At 72.1% G+C, this 19,563-nt stretch carries 21 protein-coding genes and 1 pseudogene; 12 read left to right on the top strand and 10 right to left on the bottom strand.

Going from position 1 to position 19,563, the window contains the following annotated elements; translation table 11 throughout:
* Positions 1-218: 218 nt before the first annotated feature.
* The 5 genes and pseudogenes from ACNTMW_RS29260 to ACNTMW_RS29240 all read right to left on the bottom strand — a co-directional run.
* Entirely contained in the window at positions 219-1,511 is a 1,293-nt protein-coding gene (locus tag ACNTMW_RS29260) for an AAA family ATPase (RefSeq protein WP_426637141.1), read from the bottom strand.
* Positions 1,508-2,971, bottom strand: a complete 1,464-nt coding sequence (locus ACNTMW_RS29255) for a hypothetical protein (protein ID WP_426637140.1) — start codon at positions 2,969-2,971, stop codon at positions 1,508-1,510. The genes ACNTMW_RS29260 and ACNTMW_RS29255 overlap by 4 nt, the downstream gene beginning before the upstream one ends.
* A complete protein-coding gene (locus ACNTMW_RS29250; protein ID WP_426637138.1) occupies positions 2,968-4,095 on the bottom strand; it encodes a hypothetical protein in 1,128 nt (375 codons plus the stop codon). The genes ACNTMW_RS29255 and ACNTMW_RS29250 overlap by 4 nt, the downstream gene beginning before the upstream one ends.
* A gap of 19 nt (positions 4,096-4,114) precedes the next feature.
* The gene (locus ACNTMW_RS29245; protein ID WP_426637137.1) at positions 4,115-4,915 is read right to left on the bottom strand and encodes a hypothetical protein; all 801 of its coding nucleotides are present in this window, start codon (positions 4,913-4,915) and stop codon (positions 4,115-4,117) included.
* Between the two features lie 47 nt (positions 4,916-4,962).
* A pseudogene (locus ACNTMW_RS29240) lies at positions 4,963-5,211 on the bottom strand (FG-GAP repeat domain-containing protein); the annotation flags it as partial.
* A gap of 153 nt (positions 5,212-5,364) precedes the next feature.
* Here ACNTMW_RS29240 and ACNTMW_RS29235 point away from each other — a divergent pair.
* Together ACNTMW_RS29235 and ACNTMW_RS29230 are read left to right on the top strand one after the other, a co-directional pair.
* Entirely contained in the window at positions 5,365-6,216 is an 852-nt protein-coding gene (locus ACNTMW_RS29235) for a polysaccharide deacetylase family protein (protein ID WP_426637136.1), read from the top strand.
* Between the two features lie 47 nt (positions 6,217-6,263).
* Positions 6,264-6,812 carry a CcdC protein domain-containing protein gene (locus ACNTMW_RS29230; RefSeq protein ID WP_426637135.1) on the top strand — a complete coding sequence of 183 codons (549 nt, stop codon included), beginning with the start codon at positions 6,264-6,266 and terminating at the stop codon, positions 6,810-6,812.
* A 64-nt stretch (positions 6,813-6,876) separates the two neighbouring features.
* On the opposite strand, the gene ACNTMW_RS29225 is transcribed toward ACNTMW_RS29230, so the two are convergent.
* Complete coding sequence (locus tag ACNTMW_RS29225) at positions 6,877-7,566, bottom strand: hypothetical protein (RefSeq protein ID WP_426637134.1); 690 nt, start codon at positions 7,564-7,566, stop codon at positions 6,877-6,879.
* A gap of 269 nt (positions 7,567-7,835) precedes the next feature.
* On the opposite strand from ACNTMW_RS29225, the gene ACNTMW_RS29220 reads away from it, so the two are divergent.
* The gene (locus ACNTMW_RS29220) at positions 7,836-8,699 is read left to right on the top strand and encodes a hypothetical protein (protein WP_426637132.1); all 864 of its coding nucleotides are present in this window, start codon (positions 7,836-7,838) and stop codon (positions 8,697-8,699) included.
* Positions 8,696-9,193, top strand: a complete 498-nt coding sequence (locus ACNTMW_RS29215) for a SigE family RNA polymerase sigma factor (protein ID WP_426637130.1) — start codon at positions 8,696-8,698, stop codon at positions 9,191-9,193. The genes ACNTMW_RS29220 and ACNTMW_RS29215 overlap by 4 nt, the downstream gene beginning before the upstream one ends.
* Positions 9,194-9,211: 18 nt before the next feature.
* On the opposite strand, the gene ACNTMW_RS29210 is transcribed toward ACNTMW_RS29215, so the two are convergent.
* Positions 9,212-9,919: a nucleotidyltransferase domain-containing protein gene (locus tag ACNTMW_RS29210; protein ID WP_426637129.1), complete on the bottom strand. Its 708-nt coding sequence runs from the start codon at positions 9,917-9,919 to the stop codon at positions 9,212-9,214.
* Between the two features lie 251 nt (positions 9,920-10,170).
* Here ACNTMW_RS29210 and ACNTMW_RS29205 point away from each other — a divergent pair, with 251 nt between their 5' ends.
* The gene (locus tag ACNTMW_RS29205; RefSeq protein WP_426637128.1) at positions 10,171-11,718 is read left to right on the top strand and encodes a CBS domain-containing anti-phage protein; all 1,548 of its coding nucleotides are present in this window, start codon (positions 10,171-10,173) and stop codon (positions 11,716-11,718) included.
* A 42-nt stretch (positions 11,719-11,760) separates the two neighbouring features.
* On the opposite strand, the gene ACNTMW_RS29200 is transcribed toward ACNTMW_RS29205, so the two are convergent.
* Complete coding sequence (locus tag ACNTMW_RS29200; RefSeq protein ID WP_426637127.1) at positions 11,761-12,678, bottom strand: TIGR03620 family F420-dependent LLM class oxidoreductase; 918 nt, start codon at positions 12,676-12,678, stop codon at positions 11,761-11,763.
* A 159-nt stretch (positions 12,679-12,837) separates the two neighbouring features.
* Between ACNTMW_RS29200 and ACNTMW_RS29195 the strand changes: the two genes are divergently transcribed.
* Both ACNTMW_RS29195 and ACNTMW_RS29190 read left to right on the top strand, forming a co-directional pair.
* Entirely contained in the window at positions 12,838-13,557 is a 720-nt protein-coding gene (locus tag ACNTMW_RS29195) for an AzlC family ABC transporter permease (RefSeq protein WP_426637126.1), read from the top strand.
* Complete coding sequence (locus ACNTMW_RS29190) at positions 13,554-13,856, top strand: AzlD domain-containing protein (protein ID WP_426637125.1); 303 nt, start codon at positions 13,554-13,556, stop codon at positions 13,854-13,856. The genes ACNTMW_RS29195 and ACNTMW_RS29190 overlap by 4 nt, the downstream gene beginning before the upstream one ends.
* A gap of 33 nt (positions 13,857-13,889) precedes the next feature.
* Here the strand turns inward: ACNTMW_RS29190 and ACNTMW_RS29185 are convergent, their stop codons facing one another.
* The gene (locus tag ACNTMW_RS29185) at positions 13,890-14,966 is read right to left on the bottom strand and encodes a MerR family transcriptional regulator (RefSeq protein WP_426637124.1); all 1,077 of its coding nucleotides are present in this window, start codon (positions 14,964-14,966) and stop codon (positions 13,890-13,892) included.
* Positions 14,967-15,188: 222 nt separating this feature from the next.
* On the opposite strand from ACNTMW_RS29185, the gene ACNTMW_RS29180 reads away from it, so the two are divergent.
* Entirely contained in the window at positions 15,189-16,235 is a 1,047-nt protein-coding gene (locus tag ACNTMW_RS29180; protein WP_426637123.1) for a lipase family protein, read from the top strand.
* A gap of 95 nt (positions 16,236-16,330) precedes the next feature.
* On the top strand, positions 16,331-17,011 hold the full coding sequence (locus tag ACNTMW_RS29175; RefSeq protein ID WP_426637122.1) for a DUF429 domain-containing protein: 681 nt from the start codon (positions 16,331-16,333) through the stop codon (positions 17,009-17,011).
* Positions 17,012-17,013: 2 nt separating this feature from the next.
* Here ACNTMW_RS29175 and ACNTMW_RS29170 read toward each other — a convergent pair whose 3' ends face one another.
* Entirely contained in the window at positions 17,014-17,304 is a 291-nt protein-coding gene (locus ACNTMW_RS29170; protein ID WP_426637121.1) for a HesB/IscA family protein, read from the bottom strand.
* Positions 17,305-17,542: 238 nt separating this feature from the next.
* Between ACNTMW_RS29170 and ACNTMW_RS29165 the strand changes: the two genes are divergently transcribed.
* From ACNTMW_RS29165 to ACNTMW_RS29155, 3 genes are all read left to right on the top strand, one after another.
* A complete protein-coding gene (locus ACNTMW_RS29165) occupies positions 17,543-17,935 on the top strand; it encodes a hypothetical protein (RefSeq protein ID WP_426637120.1) in 393 nt (130 codons plus the stop codon).
* Positions 17,936-18,014: 79 nt separating this feature from the next.
* Positions 18,015-19,154, top strand: coding sequence for a hypothetical protein (locus ACNTMW_RS29160; RefSeq protein WP_426637119.1), 1,140 nt, complete (start codon positions 18,015-18,017; stop codon positions 19,152-19,154).
* Positions 19,151-19,477: a hypothetical protein gene (locus tag ACNTMW_RS29155; protein ID WP_426637118.1), complete on the top strand. Its 327-nt coding sequence runs from the start codon at positions 19,151-19,153 to the stop codon at positions 19,475-19,477. The genes ACNTMW_RS29160 and ACNTMW_RS29155 overlap by 4 nt, the downstream gene beginning before the upstream one ends.
* Positions 19,478-19,563: the final 86 nt, after the last annotated feature.

Genomic DNA, 19,563 nt, shown 5'->3' with positions numbered 1-19,563 from the left:
GAACCCGCTCACATCCATATGAGCAGTTTCGTAGCACACGAATACAACGTGGTACCGGTCGTCGGCGCGCTCGCGCCAGCAGCGGAACCGGCGCGAGCGCAGGACCGCCCGTACCGACCTCCACCCGGCCGAGTAGAGCGACCGAAGCCTCAGACCTCCGGGCCGGCTACTCCACGAACTCCGTCCAGGGTGGCGTTCGGGGCAACGCTCTCCGTCGTTCAGGCGCTGACCCGGTGGCCGGCCAGGTGCGCCATGATCGCCTGATTGGCCTCCCACCCATCCGGGAACTTCACCGGTACGTTCAGGTGCACCGGCTCCGTCGACGGGTGCGCGTCCAGCAGCTCCGGGATCCCTTCTCGCGCCACCACGATGCAGGCGTGCCGATGCCGGGACGTCAGCACGCACAGCCGCCCCGACTCCAAGTGGAACGCGGTCGCGTCCCGCCGCCCCGACAGCGGGTGCAGCACGATCGTCACGTCGTACTCGCGTCCCTGCAGCCGGTTCGCCGTATCGACGGTCACGTCCAGGTCCCCGAGGAACGACCGGATCACCGCCACCTGGTCCCGGTGCGCCGCCCCGATCGCAATCCGGGAAGCCGTCACCGGCGCGCCCTCCGCCGCCCGCTCCGAGTACGCCACCGCCCCGCGTTCCAGCACCCGCCGCGCCAGCTCCGCGCACGCCGCCGCCGCTTCCGCATCGGTCCGCAGCGTGTGTCGGGCCGGCAGTTCGTACAGCGCCCACCCCGTCGACGCCGCCATCTCGACGGCCGCGTCGATCGGACCACCCCCGAGGGACGACGTCGACAGTTCCAGCCGCCGGTCCCCCAGCGCCGTCCCCGCCTCGAACCCCGTGAACGGATAGAACGCCTGAGAAACAACCGGAGCCGCAGTCGCCGGCAACCGCCACGACACCGGCAGCCGATGAACGGGCAACGAAGGATTGTGGCGCAGCAGCACCGCCACCGCGCTCTGCATCGGGTCCCACGTCAACCCGGTCCACCGCTCCGACTCCACCACCGAGAACGGGTCGAGCTGCCCCGGATCCCCGACGAACAACGCCCGCTCGAACCGGTTCGCGATCCGCAGCAGCATGTCGGAGCGCATCTGGTACGCCTCGTCGACGATCGCCCACGGCCACCGCCCCTCGGACAGCATGGCCCACTTCGCGGCGGTACCGATGACGATCAGCGCCGGCCCTAAGTCGGCCACCTTCGAGCCGATCGCCACGTTCTGGTGCGCCAGTACCCGCTGCGGCGGTACGTAGCTCTGCGCCGACAGCCGCCCGATCGTCACCCCGGCCGGGATCTCCCCGGCCAGCCGGTCGATCAGGTCGTCCACCTGCTCGTTCGTCTGCGCCACGATCATCAGCGGCAGCTGCCCCGACTCGACCATGGCGCGGGTCGCCCGGACCACGAGCGTCGACTTCCCCGCCCCCGGCGGCGAGTCGACCACGACTCCCCGGTGCAGCCCCGACGTCAGATCTTCCAGGACCGCCGGAAGTACATCGGTCACGCCCACTCCTCCGCCGCGTCCTCATCATCGGGTACGTACTCGACCGGCGGCCCGCCGTGCGTCCAGGGCGTCTCGTCGCGGGACGGGAACGGCGCCGGCGCCACGTACGCGTCCTTGACGGTCGTGTACGTCAGCTCCTCCCCCACCACGGGCACGCTGCCGGGCGGCGCGGTCAGGGACCGCCCCATCCCGCCGGACAACTCCAAGGTCACGTCGGAAAAGGACCCGGACCCGACCACCGACACGATCGTCCCCGTCTGCGACGGCCGGACCGGCGACACCACCTGCGTACCCGGTGTCAGGCGTACCGGATCTGCCGTCCGTACCGTCACGTGCGGCCGCAGCACCCGCCGCTTCCCGCTCTCGTCAACGCGATCCGGCGCCGAAGCGACAACGGCCCCCGCGAACGCCTCACCCGTCAGCCGGTACTCCGCCAGCACCAGCGGGTCGTCGTACGCCCGCTGGGCGTCGTACATCGCCTGGGCCCGCTCCAGCCGCGCCAACCGCTGCGCCGCGGCGACCGCCCCATCGAGCCTCGGCTGCGGATAGCCTCCCTCGGCCACGTACTGCGCGAACCCGGTGAACGCGTCCCGGTCGTCCGCCCAGCGCTGCTCGACCCTGGCCCCCGGCGGCAACTGCCGCAGCAGCCCCACCCCGCGCCACATCAGCTCCCAGGTCGGCTGCAACTGGCTGTGCAGCGCGGACTCCAGCCGGGACAGCGACCCGGACTCGATCGCCGGTGACAGGATCTCGTTGTCGAACGTCGGGTCGGTCGCCGGCCCGGCCGGTGGCCACCGCAGCGGATCCTCCGCCTCCAACGCGGCTTCCGCCCCGGTGAGACCGGCCGGCGGGTCGATCCAGCCGATCAGCGCCGCCAGGTTGGCGTCCTCGACGGCGCTCTGGCCGGTCGCCCAGTGCTGCGACAGCGCGCCGGTCATGCCGACAAGCAACGACGATCCCGGGTACTCGGCCCGTTCGGCGAAGAACGTCAGCCACCGCCCCAACAGCGGTACGGACGGATCGACCGCCCACTCCCCCATGGTCCGCCGGAGTCTCGTCGACCGGCCGAACAGCCGCACGAACCCGGCCCCGCCACCGTTGGGTACCAGGATCTGCGGCGCATCAAGGTATCTCTCGCGAACGTCCCGGCCCCGGTCGACCGTCACGGTCTCGGTATCGCCGCAGAAACTGTCCACATACGACACCACCACGGCCGCCAGCCGCGCCGCGAAGTCGAACCGCTGGTCCCGGTTACGCGGCTGCGGCACCACCAACAACTGCGGCGCATCCGGCGAAGACCCGACGAGAGCGGCCAGCGGCGCGTTCGCCTCCCCCGCCAACGACAACGGAATGAACACCAACGGCCGTGCGGACAGGTGCACGTGCCGTACCGTCGCGATCGGTTGCGCCACTCCTTCCGCCACCGCCGACACCCGGGCCAGCGCGGTCAGCGCGCTCACCGGCCACACTCCGCGCGTAGCCGGGCCGCGAACCGCAGCATCGCCGCCGCCTCCGCCTGCTCCTCGGTCGGCTCCACCTCACCCGACGCGAGTGACAACGCCAGGTCGACGGACGACACCCCGCCCAGCTCCTCACGCACGGACTTCCCCAGCGTCGTGGTCGTCCCGCGCGCCTCGTGCCGGCAGAAGAACGACAGCTCGCAGTGTGCCAGGCACTCCGGCGAGTACCGGGCGTCCAACTGTCCCAGCCCGTCGACCAGTTCGGCGACCGGCCGGCGCGGCACCCCGGCGTCGTCGACGGCCAGGTCGAACGTCAGGTCCGGCGCCACGGTCTCCAGGATGGTGTCCACCCGCCGCATCCGGGCCAGCTGCCGCTCCAACACGAGCAGCTTCTTGCGGACGTCCACGAGTGTCCCCGTTGGACGGTTGGAGAAGTTCTCCGGGCACACCAGAACAACGTCGTGCGACACGAGCTCGGGATCGTGCCCGGCCTCCGCCAGCAGCCGGCGCAGCGCCAGCACGTACACCGCCGCCTGGGTGGCCGCCGCGGACACCTTCGTACCGTCGGCCTGCCCGTCGATGACGGCGAACGACTTGATCTCGACGACGTAGAACTTCCCGCCATATTGCAGCGCGATCAGGTCCGGTTCGAGGTACACCCACCGGCCGCCGACCTCCAGGCGCAGCAGCGGGTGGTCGAACAGGGTTCCCGCTTCCTCCTCGCCGGAAGCGGCGCGGGTCAGCAACTGCCGCGACCGGGCGGCGCGCGCATCGACCTGCTCGACCGACTCCAGGTCGTCGTACGACGCCTCGGGAATCGACAGTCCCAGCACCTTTCGCAGCAGTGCCAGCAGTTCCGCGCAGCCGTTCGCCTTGAGCTGTGCCTCGAACGCGTTGCCGCGGGTGATGGCGAACTGCGACTGGCCGAACCGGCCCGGGAACCCGACGTGCGCCGCCATCCGCTCCTTGTCGATCCCGGCGGCGTCCATGACCGCCCGCCGTGAGCATCCGGGGTTGGCGGTGAGCGCGGCGATCGTACGGGCGTTGTGGTTCTTCGGTACAGCGGCGCCGCGCAGGCTCTCCAGGGAGGCCGTGCCACGGCGCAGGTGCTCGGCGTCGGTCATTCGCGGTCAAACCCCCGGGTCAGGATTCGGTACCGGTGCGGGAGACCACCCGCAGCCGGCTGCCGAACAACTGGGTGACGTCGTCGAGTCGGGTACGGGCGCGTTCGGCGGCCGCCTCGCGGTGCGACCGGTCGGCGTCGGAGTGCACGGCGAGTTCGGCGCGGGCGGCCCGTACCACCGCCTCGGGCGTGACGTCGGCGAAGCCGCCGGCGGCGCCGGGGATGCTGGCGGCGAACCGCCACAGCAGCCGCTCGCCTCCCGCATTGCGCGCGACCTGTTCGGCGACGCGGATCGCCGCGGTGAGGAAGTCGACCCGGGCGCTGAGCGGCCCGACGATGCGGCGGGCGAGCGGCCAGGTCGAGACGGCCAGCAGGCCGCGCGCGGGTGCCAGCAGGTCGGCGGTCAGCGCGGCGCACAGATAGTACGGGCGCAGCCGCGGCGCCGCCCGGAACGACCGTTCCTCGTCGCGGCGCAGGCTGGTCAGCCGCGCGCCCACGATCTCCCCGGCGAAGAACGCCTCGTGGACGGCGATCACGAGCTTCGGCGTGGCCGGCGCGCCGAGCAGGGTCAGCGCGTTGTGTACCTGCTCGCGGATCGGCAGCAGCGGCCCGGCCTGCTTCGGCACGGTGGCGGCCGGCGGCTGTCCGGCCGGCGGCCCCGGTGGCACCTGCTCGGCGAGGTCGTCGAGCGCGTCGTCCCACTCCCGTTCGGCCCGGCGCAGCTCGGCGCGCAGGGCCCGGGCCTGGGTCCGGTCGCCGGCCAGCACCGCCTGCCGCACCGCCGAGCGCAGCCCGTCGATGCGGCGCTCTAGTGCATCCACCGGATCGGCCACCGGCAGACCCTACGACTTCCAGTGTTTACCAGCAATCACCAGTACGGGCGACACGCCGACCCGGACCGGCGACCTCGGCAACGGCCCGCCGGCAGCTGCCCGGACCCGTAGCGGGCCTCGGCGGCGAGGGTGCCCGCCGGCTGCTGGAGGTACACGCCGATCGTCCCCCAGTTGTGGTGCCCCACCACCAGGTCGTCGCGGCCGTCGCCGTTGAGGTCGGCCACCGTGACCGAGGGCGGGATGCCGGCGGACGCCACGGGGAAGGTGACCGGCTGCGGCGCGGCGAACGTACCGTCGACGCGGACGGGGCTTCACCCGCGATCAGAACCGACAGAACAGTTGAAAGGGAGCAAACAACGCCCACGAAGCATGATGAAGGACATACCTGTCCAGGTACCGTCACCGGGCGATGACCGTGTGTGGTTTGCTGCCGCCCCATGACCGCCCTGAACCGGCCGGTGGGCCGCCGGCTACTGCTCTCGGTGGGCGCGCTCTCCCTGCTGGGAGGGTGTACGTCCGCCGGGTACGCCGCATCGGGAACCTGGAAGTCGGCCGAAGCTCCCCACCCGACCCCGAGCCCGGCCAGCCCGCCGCCGAGCGCCTCCCCCAGCCCGTCCCGGACTCCCTGGCAGATACCGACGCCGTTCCACCCCACCCCCGGGGTCTGTCCCGTCGATCCGACCATCGTCCAGAGGCCCGGCGGCCCGCAGCACTACCTGCCCTGCAAGGGCACGAACATCGCGTTGACCATCGACGACGGCCCACACCCGGAGTGGACCCCGCGCATCCTCTCGGTACTGGCCCGCTTCCGGGTCTCCGCGACCTTCTGCATGATCGGACGCCAGGCCGCCGTCTACCCGAGCCTCGTTAAGGCGGTCATCGCCGGCGGGCACCGCGTCGCCAACCACAGCTTCACCCACCCCCTCAACCTGCCCGAGCTGCCCCCGGAGCAGATCGACGAGGAGATCAACCGGACCACCGACGCGATCACCACCGCCTCCGGCGGCCACCGCCCCACCCTGTTCCGCGCCCCCGGCGGCAACTGGTCCCAGGACGTCCTCGACGCCTGCGCCACGGCCGGCCTGCGCCCGTTGGACTGGTCGGTCGACCCCCGGGACTGGTCGCTGCCGGGAGTACCGCACATCGTGGATACCATCCTGACCAAGACCCGCCCCGGATCGATCATCCTCGACCACGACGGCGGCGGGAACCGCCAACAGACCGTCGACGCCCTGACCATCGCCCTGCCCCGGCTCCTCGAGGCCGGGTACCGGTTCACCCACCCCTGAGCAGCTAGGCCTCCGAACCGAGCCGCCGGTTGGTACGGTGACGCACCGTGACCGCAGCCCGCGTTGTGCCAATCGTCATCATCGGCGCCCTCGTGATGTTCCGCGTCCTCCGTCGCGCCCGCCCGCAGCAGGTGCGCCCGCGCCGGATCGCGATCGGTACCGCGATCATCGGGGTCGTCCTGCTGCTCGCCATCGCCAGCAGCGCGCCGATCCTGGTCTCGTCACCGCTCGGCCTCGCGCTCGCGCCGGTAGCGCTGGCGGCGGGCTGCGGTATCGGCTGGCTGCTGGTGAAGGCCGTCCGGTTCTACCCCCATCCGGAGACCGGCGAGCTGTGGATGCGCGGCGACGCCGTGTTCATCGCCGTCATCCTCGCCACGGTCCTGCTGCGGATCGGCGTGCAGTACGCCGCGGGAGGCCCGGCGACCGCCGGCACCACGTCGCTGACCCACCCGACCCCGCTGCGCGTGATCTCCTCCGACCTGATCTTCCTCAGCGCCGGCATGTGGCTCACCCGGGGCGCACTGCTCCTGGTACACCACCGCCGGCATCAGGCTGGGCAGCAGAGCAAAGTGGACGCTCCGGAGTCCCAGCGGTAACCGCGGTACCGGCCGGCCGGCCGGCGCGGGCCGGTACGGCCGGTACCGCGACCACCCGACCCGCCTACTCGTGCCAGCGGGGGTCCGCGGCGATCGCCAGCGCCTGAGCCTCGGTGAGCGCCATCCGGCCGGGCGGGTTGGTCGTGCCGTTCCAGGCCAGGCAGCTGGAGACCTGGACCTCGACGACGATGACGCCGTGGTGGTCGACGTCGACAAGCATGCGCTGGACGCAGTTGTCGGCGATCCGGGTGGTCACCGCCCGGATCCCGCCGGGCAGGGTCTGACAGGTCCGGCTGATGGCACCCGCCGACGTGCAGGAGTCGGCCGGGAGAAAACCGCCGCGCACCCGTGCCTGGATCATCCCTGGACCCCGGCCGTCGTCGAGGGTGAACCGGACCCACTCGTCGGTGGAGTCGATGACGGTCACCGTGCCCGCCGGCAGCATGGGCCGTAGCTGCGCCATGATCGGTCCACCGTCATCGGATCCGGCCCTGGGCGACGGCGCCCCCGGCGACGGGACACCCGTGCTCGGCGACGGTACGCCCGCGTTCACCGCCGTGCCGTCACCGGCCTTGGTCAGCGCGACCGTCCGGGCGGACGCGGTCAACGGGGCGTTCAGCAGCAGCCCGGTGACCGCCGCCGCCCCGAGGAGCAGCCCACCCGCTGTCCACCACCGTCCCCGTCGGGGCCTGCGCTCTCCGTCACCCGCGCCGTGGCCGGCTGCGCCGTTACCGTCGATGAGCTGATGGCTCACTCGGTACCTCCCGTGTTGGCCTGGCACGCCCGGACGGGCGTGCTCTCCCGTACAGACGGCGCGAGGGGCGCGGGTGGTCACAGCCGATGGGTGCCGGGTTCCCGGTTGCGGCGGCCGGCTACCGTCTCCGGTCGATGGATCGGACCGCAGCCGCCGGGCGCGGCGGAAGGGTGTCGGGCATGCGGATCGGCGCGACCGGTGCGGCCACGACGTGGCGTACGCGGCGCGGCGGCGGACCGCATCCGCTCGACCGGACGGGCGGCTGAGCGGTGTCCGTACCGCAGCCCGACCGCTCCTGGCAGCGGATGCTGGACGAGGAGTTGGCCCGGCAGCAGCCGCCACCTCTGGCCGGCCTGATCGAGGACTCGATCCGGCAGGGGCGCCGGATCCGGCGCGTCCGTACGGTCGGTCGCGCCGGCGCGACCGTCATGGCGGTCCTCGTCGTCGCGGTCGCCGGTTGGCGCCTGTCGCCGCAGGTCCTCGGCCCGACGGCGGACCGGCCGCCGACCATCGCGTCGGCCTCGCCCTCGGCCGCGCCGTCGCCCGGGAACCGGACGCCACCGTCCCCCGGGAACCGGACGCCGGGCCCGGGGTCGCCGGCCACTTCCCCGCCGACCGTCCCCAGCCCGAACGGCGCGGTCGACCGAGCACCGGCCACGCCGGCGGCCCTGATGGCGCTGCTGACCGGGCTGCTGCCGAGCGGTACCACCAGCCACCTGTCGGGGTCGACGCAGGGCGACATCTCGGTACAGCTCTACCTCGACGACGGCCGCGGTCCCGGGATGTTGCGGGTGGCGGTGCGCAGCGGTTCGCTGTCCGCCGGCCAGTGCACACCGGCCGCCTGCCGACAGCTGCCGGACGGCGGCAGGGCGGTCGTCACCCGCCACGCCGACAACTGCGTACAGTCGCTGCTCGTCGATGTCGACCGGGGCGCCGGCAGTGTCGTGGAGGTCCAGGTCTCCAGCTGCCTGGCCTGGGACGGTACGGCCACCCCGGCCGGGCGGATGGCGCTCACCGAGGAGCAGGCGATCGCCGTCGCGTCGGACCCCCGGTGGGGTACGGAGATGGACGCCGCGCTCGTCCAGGCGGGTCAGCGCGACTTCCCGCAGCTGGCCACCGGGTCGGGGTCGTGAGCGTGGCCGACGACGACTTCATCGCCTTCGCGCAGGCACGCGCCGAACGGTTGCGGCATCGGGCGTTCCTGCTCTGCCAGGACTGGCACCTGGCGCAGGACCTGACCCAGATCACCCTGGCCAAGCTCTACGCCTCGTGGCGCAAGGCCGCCGCGGCGGACAACCTGGAGGCGTACGCGGCGAAGGTGATGCTGCGCGCGTTCCTCGACCACCGCCGCCGCAGGAGCGCCTCGGAGCTGCCGTCGGACACCCTGCCCGAGCACTCCACCTCCGGGCCGGAGCCCGAACTGCGGCTGACCCTCATCGACGCCCTCGGCCGGTTGCCGCCCCGCGACCGCGCGATCGTCGTCCTGCGGTACTGGGAGGACCACAGTGTCGAGACGGTCGCGGACATCCTCGGCGTCCGCCCGGGGGTCGTGAAGACGCAGGCCATGCGGTCACTGGCCAGGCTGCGATCGCTGCTGGGCAGCGACGTCGACCTGCTGCGGGACTGAACCGCGACACCCGCGGGCTCACCGGCCGAACGTCGCCTCCCGCCGGTACCCCTCCAGCAGCCGGCCGCCGGCCCGGTCGAGGATACCCCCGGCGACCCGCGCCAGCGCGTCCTTCTCCCCCGCCACCGCCGCGCGGAACGCCGTCATCAGCGCGTCGTGCACCTCCCGGTCGGCGGTGCGCAGCTGGCGGGCCAGCCACTTGCCGGTACCCAGCCACGCGCCGCGCAGGGTGAGCGCCGCGACCGCGGTCTGCGTGAACAGCAGGGTGGCGATGGCGGCCGTCTCGTCCGGGTCGGTCGCGCCGGCCAGGTCGTCGAGCAGGTCCGACAGTCCGTACCGGAGGTCTTCGAGTTCCTCGGCCGACACCGGCGCCGGCCCTCGCCGCAACAGCTCGACCGCCTCGGCCCGCAGCCGGGAGGCGTACCCGTCGACGTCGACCAGGATCGCCCCGTGGCCGACCATGTGTGCCAGCGGCGAGCGGCGGGCGGTCACCTCCCGGTCGAGGAACCGCGGGTATGTATCCAGTGTGGACACAAACAGCTCGACCGGCCAGCCGTGGTGGCGCACGGTCTCCCGGTACGTTTCCCCGTCCGGCCTAACCACCACGATGTCCAGGTCCGACATCGCGGTACGGGCCGGTGACAGCACGGTGCCGCCGAGGAACGCGGCGACCGCGTGCGGGAAGCGCTGCCGGACGAGACCGGTCGCGGCGTCGATCGGTTCCATCCGGTCAGCCTAGGCACAGCTAGCGGTCACGTCTTCACCCGCCAACCGACCGTCGCCGAGCCCGATCGCCATCTACACCCGATGCACCCCGACGCACCATCGACACCGGAACACCGCACGGTCGTACCTTCGGAGGACATTGATTAATTCCGATCACGCCCCCTGGCTGCGACGCGCGTGCTGCCGCTACCGTGCGCCCCAAAGAAGTTACTGACAGCGCTCAAACCCTGCTACGTGAATAGGTTGGTGCAGTGACTGCGGCGTGGGTGATACGTGCGGGACACCTGGGAGAACGCGAGGATGAGGCGCTGCGCGAGGGCTTTGCCATCGCCGGGTGGGCGGAGGTGGGCGATCTCTCCTCCGTCGCGACCCGGGACGAACTTCGCGCCATCCTGCGGCAGACGTACCCGGACCGACGCTCCGCAGTGATCGCTAACTGGACCGGTCAACTCTGGCGACTGTTACGCCGGATCGAGGTCGGCGACCTGGTGGTCGTACCGCTGAAGACCCGGGAGGGTCAGATCGCGATCGGGCAGGTCACCGGCCCGTACCGATACCGCGCCGACGCTCCCGAGGGGTTCCGCCACGTACTGCCGGTCACCTGGTTGCGCACCGACGTGCAGCGCGCCGACGTCCGGCCCGACCTTCTCAACAGCATGGGATCCCTGCTGACGGTCTTTGGGCTGAGCCGGCACAGCGCGGTCCACCGGATCGCCCATCTCGCCAAGCACGGCAGCGATCCAGGGCGCACACTTGACGAGAACGGCGGTGACACGTTCGCCACCCGCGACGAACTCTTGGACCTTGCCGCCGGCGGTGCGCTGCCGGAACCGCCCAAGCTGACGATCCGCGAGTTGCTCGACATGTGGGGCGCGGGGCGGCGCACGGATCGGGTGGTCGCGGAGATCGAGGCGGACCTCGCCGATCGGGGACTCACCACCCAACCGCCGTTCACCGAAGGTTGGATCCACAACAGGGTCCAGATCGTGCCGGTGGGCGGCGAACCGGAACCCACCGGCATGGATGACACGACCGCCGGCCCCGAAGACAGCCGGGAGCCCGATCCCGAACCCGAACTGCCGCCGGTGTCACTTCGCATCGGAGATCTCCAGTCCGCCGCGAGCGGAGTGACCGGAGTACGGGTGGGCGATTCGCTGGATGCCGCCATCACCCTGATGCTGATGAACAATTTCTCCCAGCTGGTCGTGTTTGACGACAACGACGTGCTGGTCGGCGCGGTGAGCTGGGAGTCGATGGGGAAGGCCCGGCTGGCCAGCCCGGACCTCGGACTGGCCGAAGCGACCGACCCGAGGGCCCGGGTCGTGCGCTACGACGAGGACCTGCTCGGACAGATCGACGAGATCTACCGGAACGGGTACGTCTTCGTCCGCGGCGCCGATCACAAGATCACGGGAATCGTGACCGCTGCCGATCTGACCCAGCAGTTCGGCAGCATGTCCAGGCCCTTCGCCCTGATCGAAGAGGTGGAGCGCCGGCTGCGCCGCCGGGTCGACGAGACGTTCCCGGTGGAGGTGCTCCGCGCCGCCTCCAAGAAGTCAGGAATCAGTTCGGCAGCCGACCTGACACTGGGCAACTACGAATACGTACTGAAGGACCAGACGGATTTCAACCGCCTGAAATGGCCGCTCGACCGGGTCCTGTTCCTCTCCCGCCTGTCGGAGGTGAGGAAGATCCGTAATGAGCTGATGCACTTCTCACCCGATCCGCCGGCAAACACGCAACTGGATGCGATCGAAGGTTTCCTCACCATGCTGCGGAGCGTGGACCCTAGGCCGTGAGCCGGGCGCCCCCGCCGACCGCGACTGGGGGCCATCCAGGGCTCAGCGGACCTTCAGGACCGCCGGTGCCAGCTCGGTCAGCTGCTGGGCCGCCGCCCTGGCGTCCGGCCCGAGCGGTTGGAGCAGGACGTGGTCGGCCCCGGCATCGAGGTGCTCGCGGACCCGCGCCACGATCGTGTCCGCGTCGCCCCAGGCGACGATCGCGTCCACCAGCCGGTCGCTGCCCCCGCCGGCCAGGTCGTCGTCGGTGAAGCCGAGCTGCTTGAGGTTGTTGACGTAGTTGGGCAGGCGCAGGTAGTAGCTGGTGTGCTCGCGGGCGACGGACCGGGCCTGTTCGGCGTCGGTACCGAGGTGGACGGCCTGCTCGGGGATGAGCAGCCGGTCGGGGCCGAGGATCTCGCGGGCCTGCCGGGTGTGCTCGGGCGGGACGAAGTAGGTGTGCGCGCCGCCGGTCCGGTCCCGGGCCAGTTCGAGCATCCTGCGGCGCAGCGCGGCCAGTACCCGCGGCGGCCGGGCCCGGTTCGGCGTGAAGGTCTCGATCGCGGCGTCCATGCCGTCGAGGTACTGGCGCATCCGCTCCAGTGGCCGCTCGTACACCTGCCCGGTCCGCTCGATCACCGGGGCGTGGCTGACGCCGATGCCCAGGACGGTCCGCCCCGGGAAGGCCGCCTCCAGCGACGAGGCCGCGACCTGCATGGCCGCCGGGTGCCGGGCCCAGATGTTGGCGATGCCCGCGCCGGTCGCGAGGCGCTGGGTGGCGCTCAGCCACACCGCCTGGTCGACGAAGATGTCGTTGGCGCCGACGACCTCACCGGCCCACAGCGACCGATACCCGAGCTGCTCCACCCGGTGCGCGAAGGCGCGCTGGACGTCGGCGGTCTCGCGGCGTAGCGCCGCCAGCCAGACGCCGACCGGTCCGAGGTACTCCCGGGTCGTGGTCACGATGTCGGATGTGGCCATCACGCACCTCCTGCGGACGATGTTCCAGCTCCCCAGACTCGATCTTCCCTTCGAGACTATGGCGCCCGCCCGCCTCCGACGACGCGACAAGGAACACAGAAATGATCAAGGTAGTCGGGAATCGGCTGATCATCGGCGGTGGCATACGATTCAGCCAGCATGAACACCTCAAACAGTACGAAGCCCGTCAATGACCCCGAACGGTCGGCGATCATCCGGGACGCCCTCGGCATCGGCATCGCCACCGGCGCGTACAGCCTGTCCTTCGGTGCCATCTCCGTCGCCTCCGGCCTGTCGATGCTCCAGACCTGCGCCCTGTCCCTGCTGCTGTTCAGCGGAGGCTCACAGTTCGCCCTGGTGGGAGTGCTCGGCGCGGGCGGCTCACCGGTCGCGGCGGCGGGCACGGCGGTGCTGCTCGGGTCGCGCAACGCGCTCTACGGGCTGCGACTGGCGCCGCTGCTGCGGGTACGGGGCCTGCGCCGGGCCGCCGCCGCCCAGTTGGTGATCGACGAGAGCTCGGCGATGGCGGTCGGCCGCGAGTCCGGTACCGACGGCGGTCGCGCCGCGCGACTGGCGTTCTGGTCGACCGGCCTGTCGGTGTTCGTCCTGTGGAACCTGGGCACGCTGCTCGGCGGGTTCGGCGCCCGGTCGCTGAGCGACCCACGGGTACTCGGCCTGGACGCCGCCGCGCCGGCCGCGTTCCTCGCGCTGCTGGCGCCACGCATGCGCTCCCGCGAACCGTGGGTGATCGCACTGACCGCGGCGGCCGTCGCGCTGGTCGCGGTGCCGTTCGTGCCGGCCGGCGTACCGGTCCTGCTGGCCGCCGCCACGGCCGCGCTGCTGGTCCTGCGGGCCCGGACCGGGGCGGCGGCCAAGTGATCTGGGCCGCCGTCCTGGCCGGCTCGATCGGCTGCTACCTGCTCAAGCTCGCCGGCCTGTCGGTGCCGCCCCGGGTACTGGAGAACAAGCTCGTCCAGCGGATCGCCGCGGCCCTGCCGGTCGCGCTGCTGAGCGCGCTCATCATGATCCAGACGTTCACCACCGGTCACCGGCTGACCCTCGACGCCCGCGCCGGCGGGCTCGCCGCGGCGGCCGTCGCGGTCCTGCTGCGCGCGCCGTTCCTGGTCGTCGTCGGCGTGGCGGCGGGCACGGCGGCCCTGATCCGGCTACTGGTCTGACCTGGCGGGCTCTACCCTTCTGACCTGGCTGCCCTATACCTCCACCACGTCGGCCACGACGCAGGCGATGTTGTCCGGTGCGCCGGCCCGGTACGCCAGGTCGATCAGCCGCCCGACCACCCGCTCGGGGTCGCCGGCCGTGGTCAGCGCGGTACGCAGCGGCCCGGCACCCACGACGGCGGACAGCCCGTCGGAGCAGAGCAGGTACCGGTCGCCGACCCGGGCCTCGTGCAGGGACAGGTCGGGCCGCGCCCGCCCCTTGCCGTCCAGCGCCTGCAGCAGCATGGCCCGCTGCGGGTGCGACGCGGCCTCGTCGGGGCTGAGCTTCCCCTCGTCGACCAGCGACTGGACGTACGAGTGGTCGTGCGTGATCTGGAACAGCTCGCCGTCGCGCAGCAGGTACGCCCGCGAGTCGCCGATGTGCACCAGGGCGAGCTGCGAGCCGGCCCACAGCATCGCGGTGAGGGTCGTGCCGACGCTGTCGGCGCCGGGCTCGGACGCGGCGATGCCGTGCAGCGCCCGGTCGGCGTCCGCGACCGCGTCCCGGAGGGCGTTGAGCAGGTCACCGGCCGGTACGCCGGCCTCCAGCGGCTTGAGCGCGTCGATGGCGGCAGCGGCGGCCCGGTCCCCGCCGGGCGTCCCTATCCCGTCGGCCACGGCGAGCAGCCGGGCCCCGGCGTACGCGGCGTCCTCGTTGCTGGTGCGGACCTTGCCGGTGTCGGTGCGGGCGGCGTAGCGGATCCCGAGCGTGGTGCGGTGCGTGTCCGGCATGGCGGTTCCCTTCCCTGACAGGTGGTCGACGAGGAAGGTGGCCAGCCGTTCGCGGGCGGCGGTCTCGGCGACGATCCGGTCCCGGTACGCGGCGACGTCCCGCGCGGCGTCGGCGGGCGGCAGGTCGCAGACGACCCTGATGCGGGCCAGCGGCATGCCCAGCCGGCGCAGCCACGCCACCAGCCGGGCCCGTTCCAGCTGGGCCGGCGCGTAGAACCGGTACCCCGACCGCGGGTCGACGTGGGCGGGCACGAGCAGCCCCAGCTCGTCGTACAGGCGCAGCGCCTTCGGCGACAGCCGGCACGCCCGGGCGAACTCCCCGATCGTCAGCAGCCCCATGGTCACCTCCCCGTACCGGGCCGGTCGCCCGGTACGCCGCCGATGCTGTGGCTTCCCCAAGGGTGAAGGTCAACCGGCGCGCCGCGCCGCCCGGGTCACCCCGCGTGCGCGCTGCGGCCCGGACCGACGGGATCGGTCCGGCACCCCGGGTCGGCGTTTGGCCGGGAACCGAACTGGAATCTTCTCCCGGCAGCCCGTTGCCGCCACAAAGGATGACCCCGGATGAAGACCCACGAGAGTGTGGCGCCGACCTACCGGCACCTGCGACCGCTGAAGAAGCCGGAGTCGGCGACCTTCCCGGTGTACAAGAAGCTCGAGGACATCCTCACGCAGGTCAGCGAGCACCCGGACCGGGTCGTCGCGCACGTGCTGGCCACCTGCGCCGGGTACGCGTACGCGGACGCGGCGACGCTGACCACGATCATGGCGCGGATGGGGTTGGAGTCCAACCAGTGTCGCCAGCTCAGCGAGGACGTCGACGCCATGTTCATCAGCTCGCACGCGTACCTGGTGCAGAGCGCCGACGGCCGGGTGGTGATCCTGTGCTTCCGGGGAACCCAGCCGCTGGACTTCATCAACTGGCTCACCGACGCCGACGTCAACCCCGAGACCGTACCGGTGCCGTTCGCCGACCCGCCCGTGTCGTTCGCCGTCCACGGCGGGTTCTACCGCAACGTCCGGGCCGTCCGGCACGAGGTGATCCACGCCCTGCACCGCGCGCTCGACGGCCGGTCGGTGCGGGCCAAGGGCAAGGCGATGCCGCAGCGGATGGAGGCGCTGTACCTCACCGGGCACAGCCTCGGCGGGGCGATGGCCGCGCTGATGGCGGTCATGCTGCGCACCGAACCCGCGTACCGGCCGCTCGCGCGCACGCTGCGCGCGGTGTACACGTACGGGCAGCCGATGATCGGCGAGCCGGGCCTGGCGGCGGCGTGCGACAACGACGAGTTCCTCCACGACAACGTGGTCCGCTACGTCTACGGCAGCGACGTCGTACCGCAGCTGCCGCCGACCGTGTCCGGCCCGTTCGCGCACTTCGGCCGGGAGCTGCACTGCGGCCCGGACGGCGCGCCGACCGCCGCCACCCGCGCCACCCAGCAGCTGGGCAACCTCACCGGCCTGGTCGCCGCGCCGATGGCGTTCCTGACCCACCAGTTACGGCTGTTCCGCAACATGCCGTTCCAGCAGTCGCTGTACGACCACGGGCCGCAGCACTACATCACCGCGCTCACCCCGGCCGGGGTCAGCAGCGAGTACGGCGACCCCTGAGCCCGGCCGGGCGGCCGGTGGCGGGAACGGCCCCTGAGCCTGGCCGGGCGGCCGGTGGCGGGAACGGCCACGCCGGCCGGCGGGACAATGCCGGCGTGATCCGGGTCCTGGGAGTCGACGCCTGCCGCGCCGGCTGGGTCGCGGTGGAGCTGCGCGACGGGGTGTTCGCCGGCGCCCACCTGCACCTGGCGCTGGCCGAACTGCTGGACGCCGCGGGTGAGCCGGCCGCGGTCGGGGTGGACATCCCGCTCGGCCTGCTCGACACCGGCTGGCGGCGCGCCGACACCCTCGCGGCCGGGCGCCTCGGCCCCCGGCGCAGCAGCGTGTTCCGGGTGCCGCCACGCGCGGTCTGGGAGATCGAACCGTACGCCGCGGCCAACGCCTACTGCCGGACGCTGCCCGGCGGGGCCGGCTTCAGCGTCCAGGCGTACGGGCTGCGGGCGAAGCTGCTGGAGGCGAACGCCTGCGCCGACTCCGGCCGGTACCGGCTGTACGAGGTGCACCCGGAGGTGTCGTTCGCGACGCTGGCCGGCGCGCACCTGCCGTACCCCAAGCACACCTGGGCCGGGCACGCCCTGCGGCGCCGCCTGCTGGACGGCGCCGGCATCGCCGTACCCGACGATCTCGGCGCGGCCGGGCGGGCCGGGCCCGACGACGTCCTCGACGCCGCCGCGGCGGCGTGGAGCGCGCACCGGATCGCGACCGGCCGCGGCGGTTCACTCCCCGACCCGCCAGAGGTCAACGAGCGGGGGCAGCGGCTGGCGATCTGGTACTGAAGTTACGCCCGGGTGGGCTGGTCTTCGACCGCGAACTGCACGCCACCCTGCGCGTCGACGGCGGCGTCGAGTGACTTGTCGTCGAGGATCTGAGCCGCCTGGCGGTCCAGGAACAGCCGGGCGCCTTCGGCGTCGAGCACCTGGTCGCCCTCCTGCGGTTCGGGCTCGAGGCTCAGCCGGAGCGCCCCGGCCGACTCGTCGGTCGCGATGCGCAGCCCGGCCCCGTCGGGTACCTGTTCCTGGTCGGTGAGGTCGCGGATCACCGCTGCCGCGTTGTCCGTCACAGCAAGCATCGTGTACTCCTCGAAGGTTCCTCGGATCCGATGGGCAGCCGTCCAGTTCCCACAGTTCCCTCCCGCACCGGATACGTCAAATCGGCCCGAACCACCGCAGGCCGACCGTCCGGCGATCGGGTGACGGGCGCGGCAAGGCGATGGCAAGGGTGTTGGCATGGCGGGGCCCTCAGGCTGACCGGTGTCCGGCCGGACGAGCCGGCCGGCGGATGCCGATTCAGGCTGGGGAGGAAACGACATGGCAACGCGCAGGATCGCACTCGCCGGTGCGCTGACGGTGGCGATGGCGGGCACCGCCGTCCTGGGGTTCCCGGGCGCGGCACTGGCCGGCTGGGACGCCTCGGTCGGCAACAGCGGCGGCTACGGCTACTTCTACTCCAACGGCGACCGGTGGAGCGCCTGCGACCGGGTGGCCGACGGGTACCGGGTCGTCGTCTGGGCCGACTGGAAGGGCCGCGACGGCACCTCCTACTCCGACACGGCGGTGGACGCCGACGGCGCGAACGGCAACTGCCATGTGAACAACGCGCACAACATGCCCGAGGGCGCCAAGGTGCTGATCACCCTCTGCCTTCAGGACGGCGCCAAGGGGGTCCCGTTCGACTGCAAGCAGACCGAGGGCACGGCGTAGCGCCCGCCGGGACGCCCGAACCGCGACCACACCGACCGACGATGACGAACACCGTCGGCACCCACCCGGGAGGTACCCCGTGACGTTCCACGCCGACCTTCACGGACTCGACCGGCTCGCGGGCGCCCTGGAGAACGCCGCCGCCGACGTCGGCCAGATCACCTGGCGAATCAGGAACAAGGCCGACGTCGGACTCGGCGGCGAGGGGTTGATCAACGCCCTCCGGTTCGGCGTCCAGCACAGCTATCAGTGGGGCCAGGAGCACAGCGACCACATCTCACGACTGCTCACCGCCAGCGCCACCGGCGTGCGCTTCGCCCGTAAGCAGTACGCCGAGACCGACGACCGGAGCGCGCGCGACTTCGACCTGCTCTTCCGCGACCCGAGCCCCGACCGTCGCGCCGCGCTCGACGCGGCGGCACCGCCGCGTACCGGAGGCGTCCTGTTCGGCAACGCCGGAGCGGTCGACCCGGAGTGGTTCCTCGATCGGGGCCATCACGCGGAGAACCCGCCGGACTTCACAGTCACGTACAACTACCTGGTCGACACGCTCAGCCCGAGCGCGAACGTCCGGATCATCGTGTACAAGCTCTTCGGCAAGGACATCTTCGAAGCCTTCCTCAAGGATCTCTCCGGGGACTGGAACGGGCTGTGGAACGCGGGCACGGAGTTCGGGAACTGCGCGCCCGCCATGGAGGCGGTGGGGCGCAACGTGTGCGCGATCGCCGACGACCTGCCGGCGGTGTGGCGCGGCGAGGCGGCCGACGCCTGCCACGTCTACCTGCGCAACCTGGGCCTGGCCATCCAGGGCCAGGCCCAGCTGTACCGGATGGTCGGCGAGAAGTACCGGACGGCGGCCGAGTACTCCTGGTCGCAGTTCGACCTGATGGGCGTGGCCCTGGGCAAGATCCTCGACCAGCTCGTCGTGCTCGCGGTCGCGGTCGCCGCCGGTACCGCCACGATCGAGACCGGACTGGGCGCGATCATCGGCTACGGCGCCAGCCTGTACCTGGTCCTGAGCATCTTCCAGCTCTGGGAGGAGTTCACCGGCTTCTACGACAAGGTGGACATCGCCCTGAAGGTGGCCGACACCGCCATGCGCAGCCTCGGCGGCACCAACGGCGGCCTGTGCCCCAGGCCGCTCCCGCCCGAACCGTACATGTTCCAGCACCACAAGGCCGGCCCCCAGCCGCCCGACTTCCCGAGGGAGCAGCCGTGACGACGGACCGGATCAGCCGGGAGGAACTGGTCGGCCACCTGGAGCTGGGGCTGCTGCGCACCGTCCAGCGCACCGCCGACGACCCGCTGCTGCGGGAACTCGCCGGCGAGGTGTTGGCCGGAAACACCACCCTGACCGAGGCGATGCGCAGCTCGGCGTACGGCGAGCCACTGGCCGTCCTGCTCGACCGGGTCGCCGAGGACCCGGACGCGCTCGGCGACGGCACCCTGGACCGGTACCGGGAGCAGGTGCGTGCGTTCGAGGAGCGGCTCTCCGCCGAACAGGGGATCACGATCGAACCGGGGATCGCGATCGGCGGCTGACCGCGCCGGGTGACGCACCACCACCGGCACGGGCGTGACGCCCGACGGGCCCACCCGTCGGGCGTCACGCCCGTACGCAGAGGCCC

The sequence above is a fragment of the Planosporangium spinosum genome, from assembly GCF_049999945.1.
In the GTDB taxonomy this organism is placed as follows: domain Bacteria; phylum Actinomycetota; class Actinomycetes; order Mycobacteriales; family Micromonosporaceae; genus Planosporangium; species Planosporangium spinosum.
This window is presented reverse-complemented; position numbering and strand designations above follow the sequence as displayed.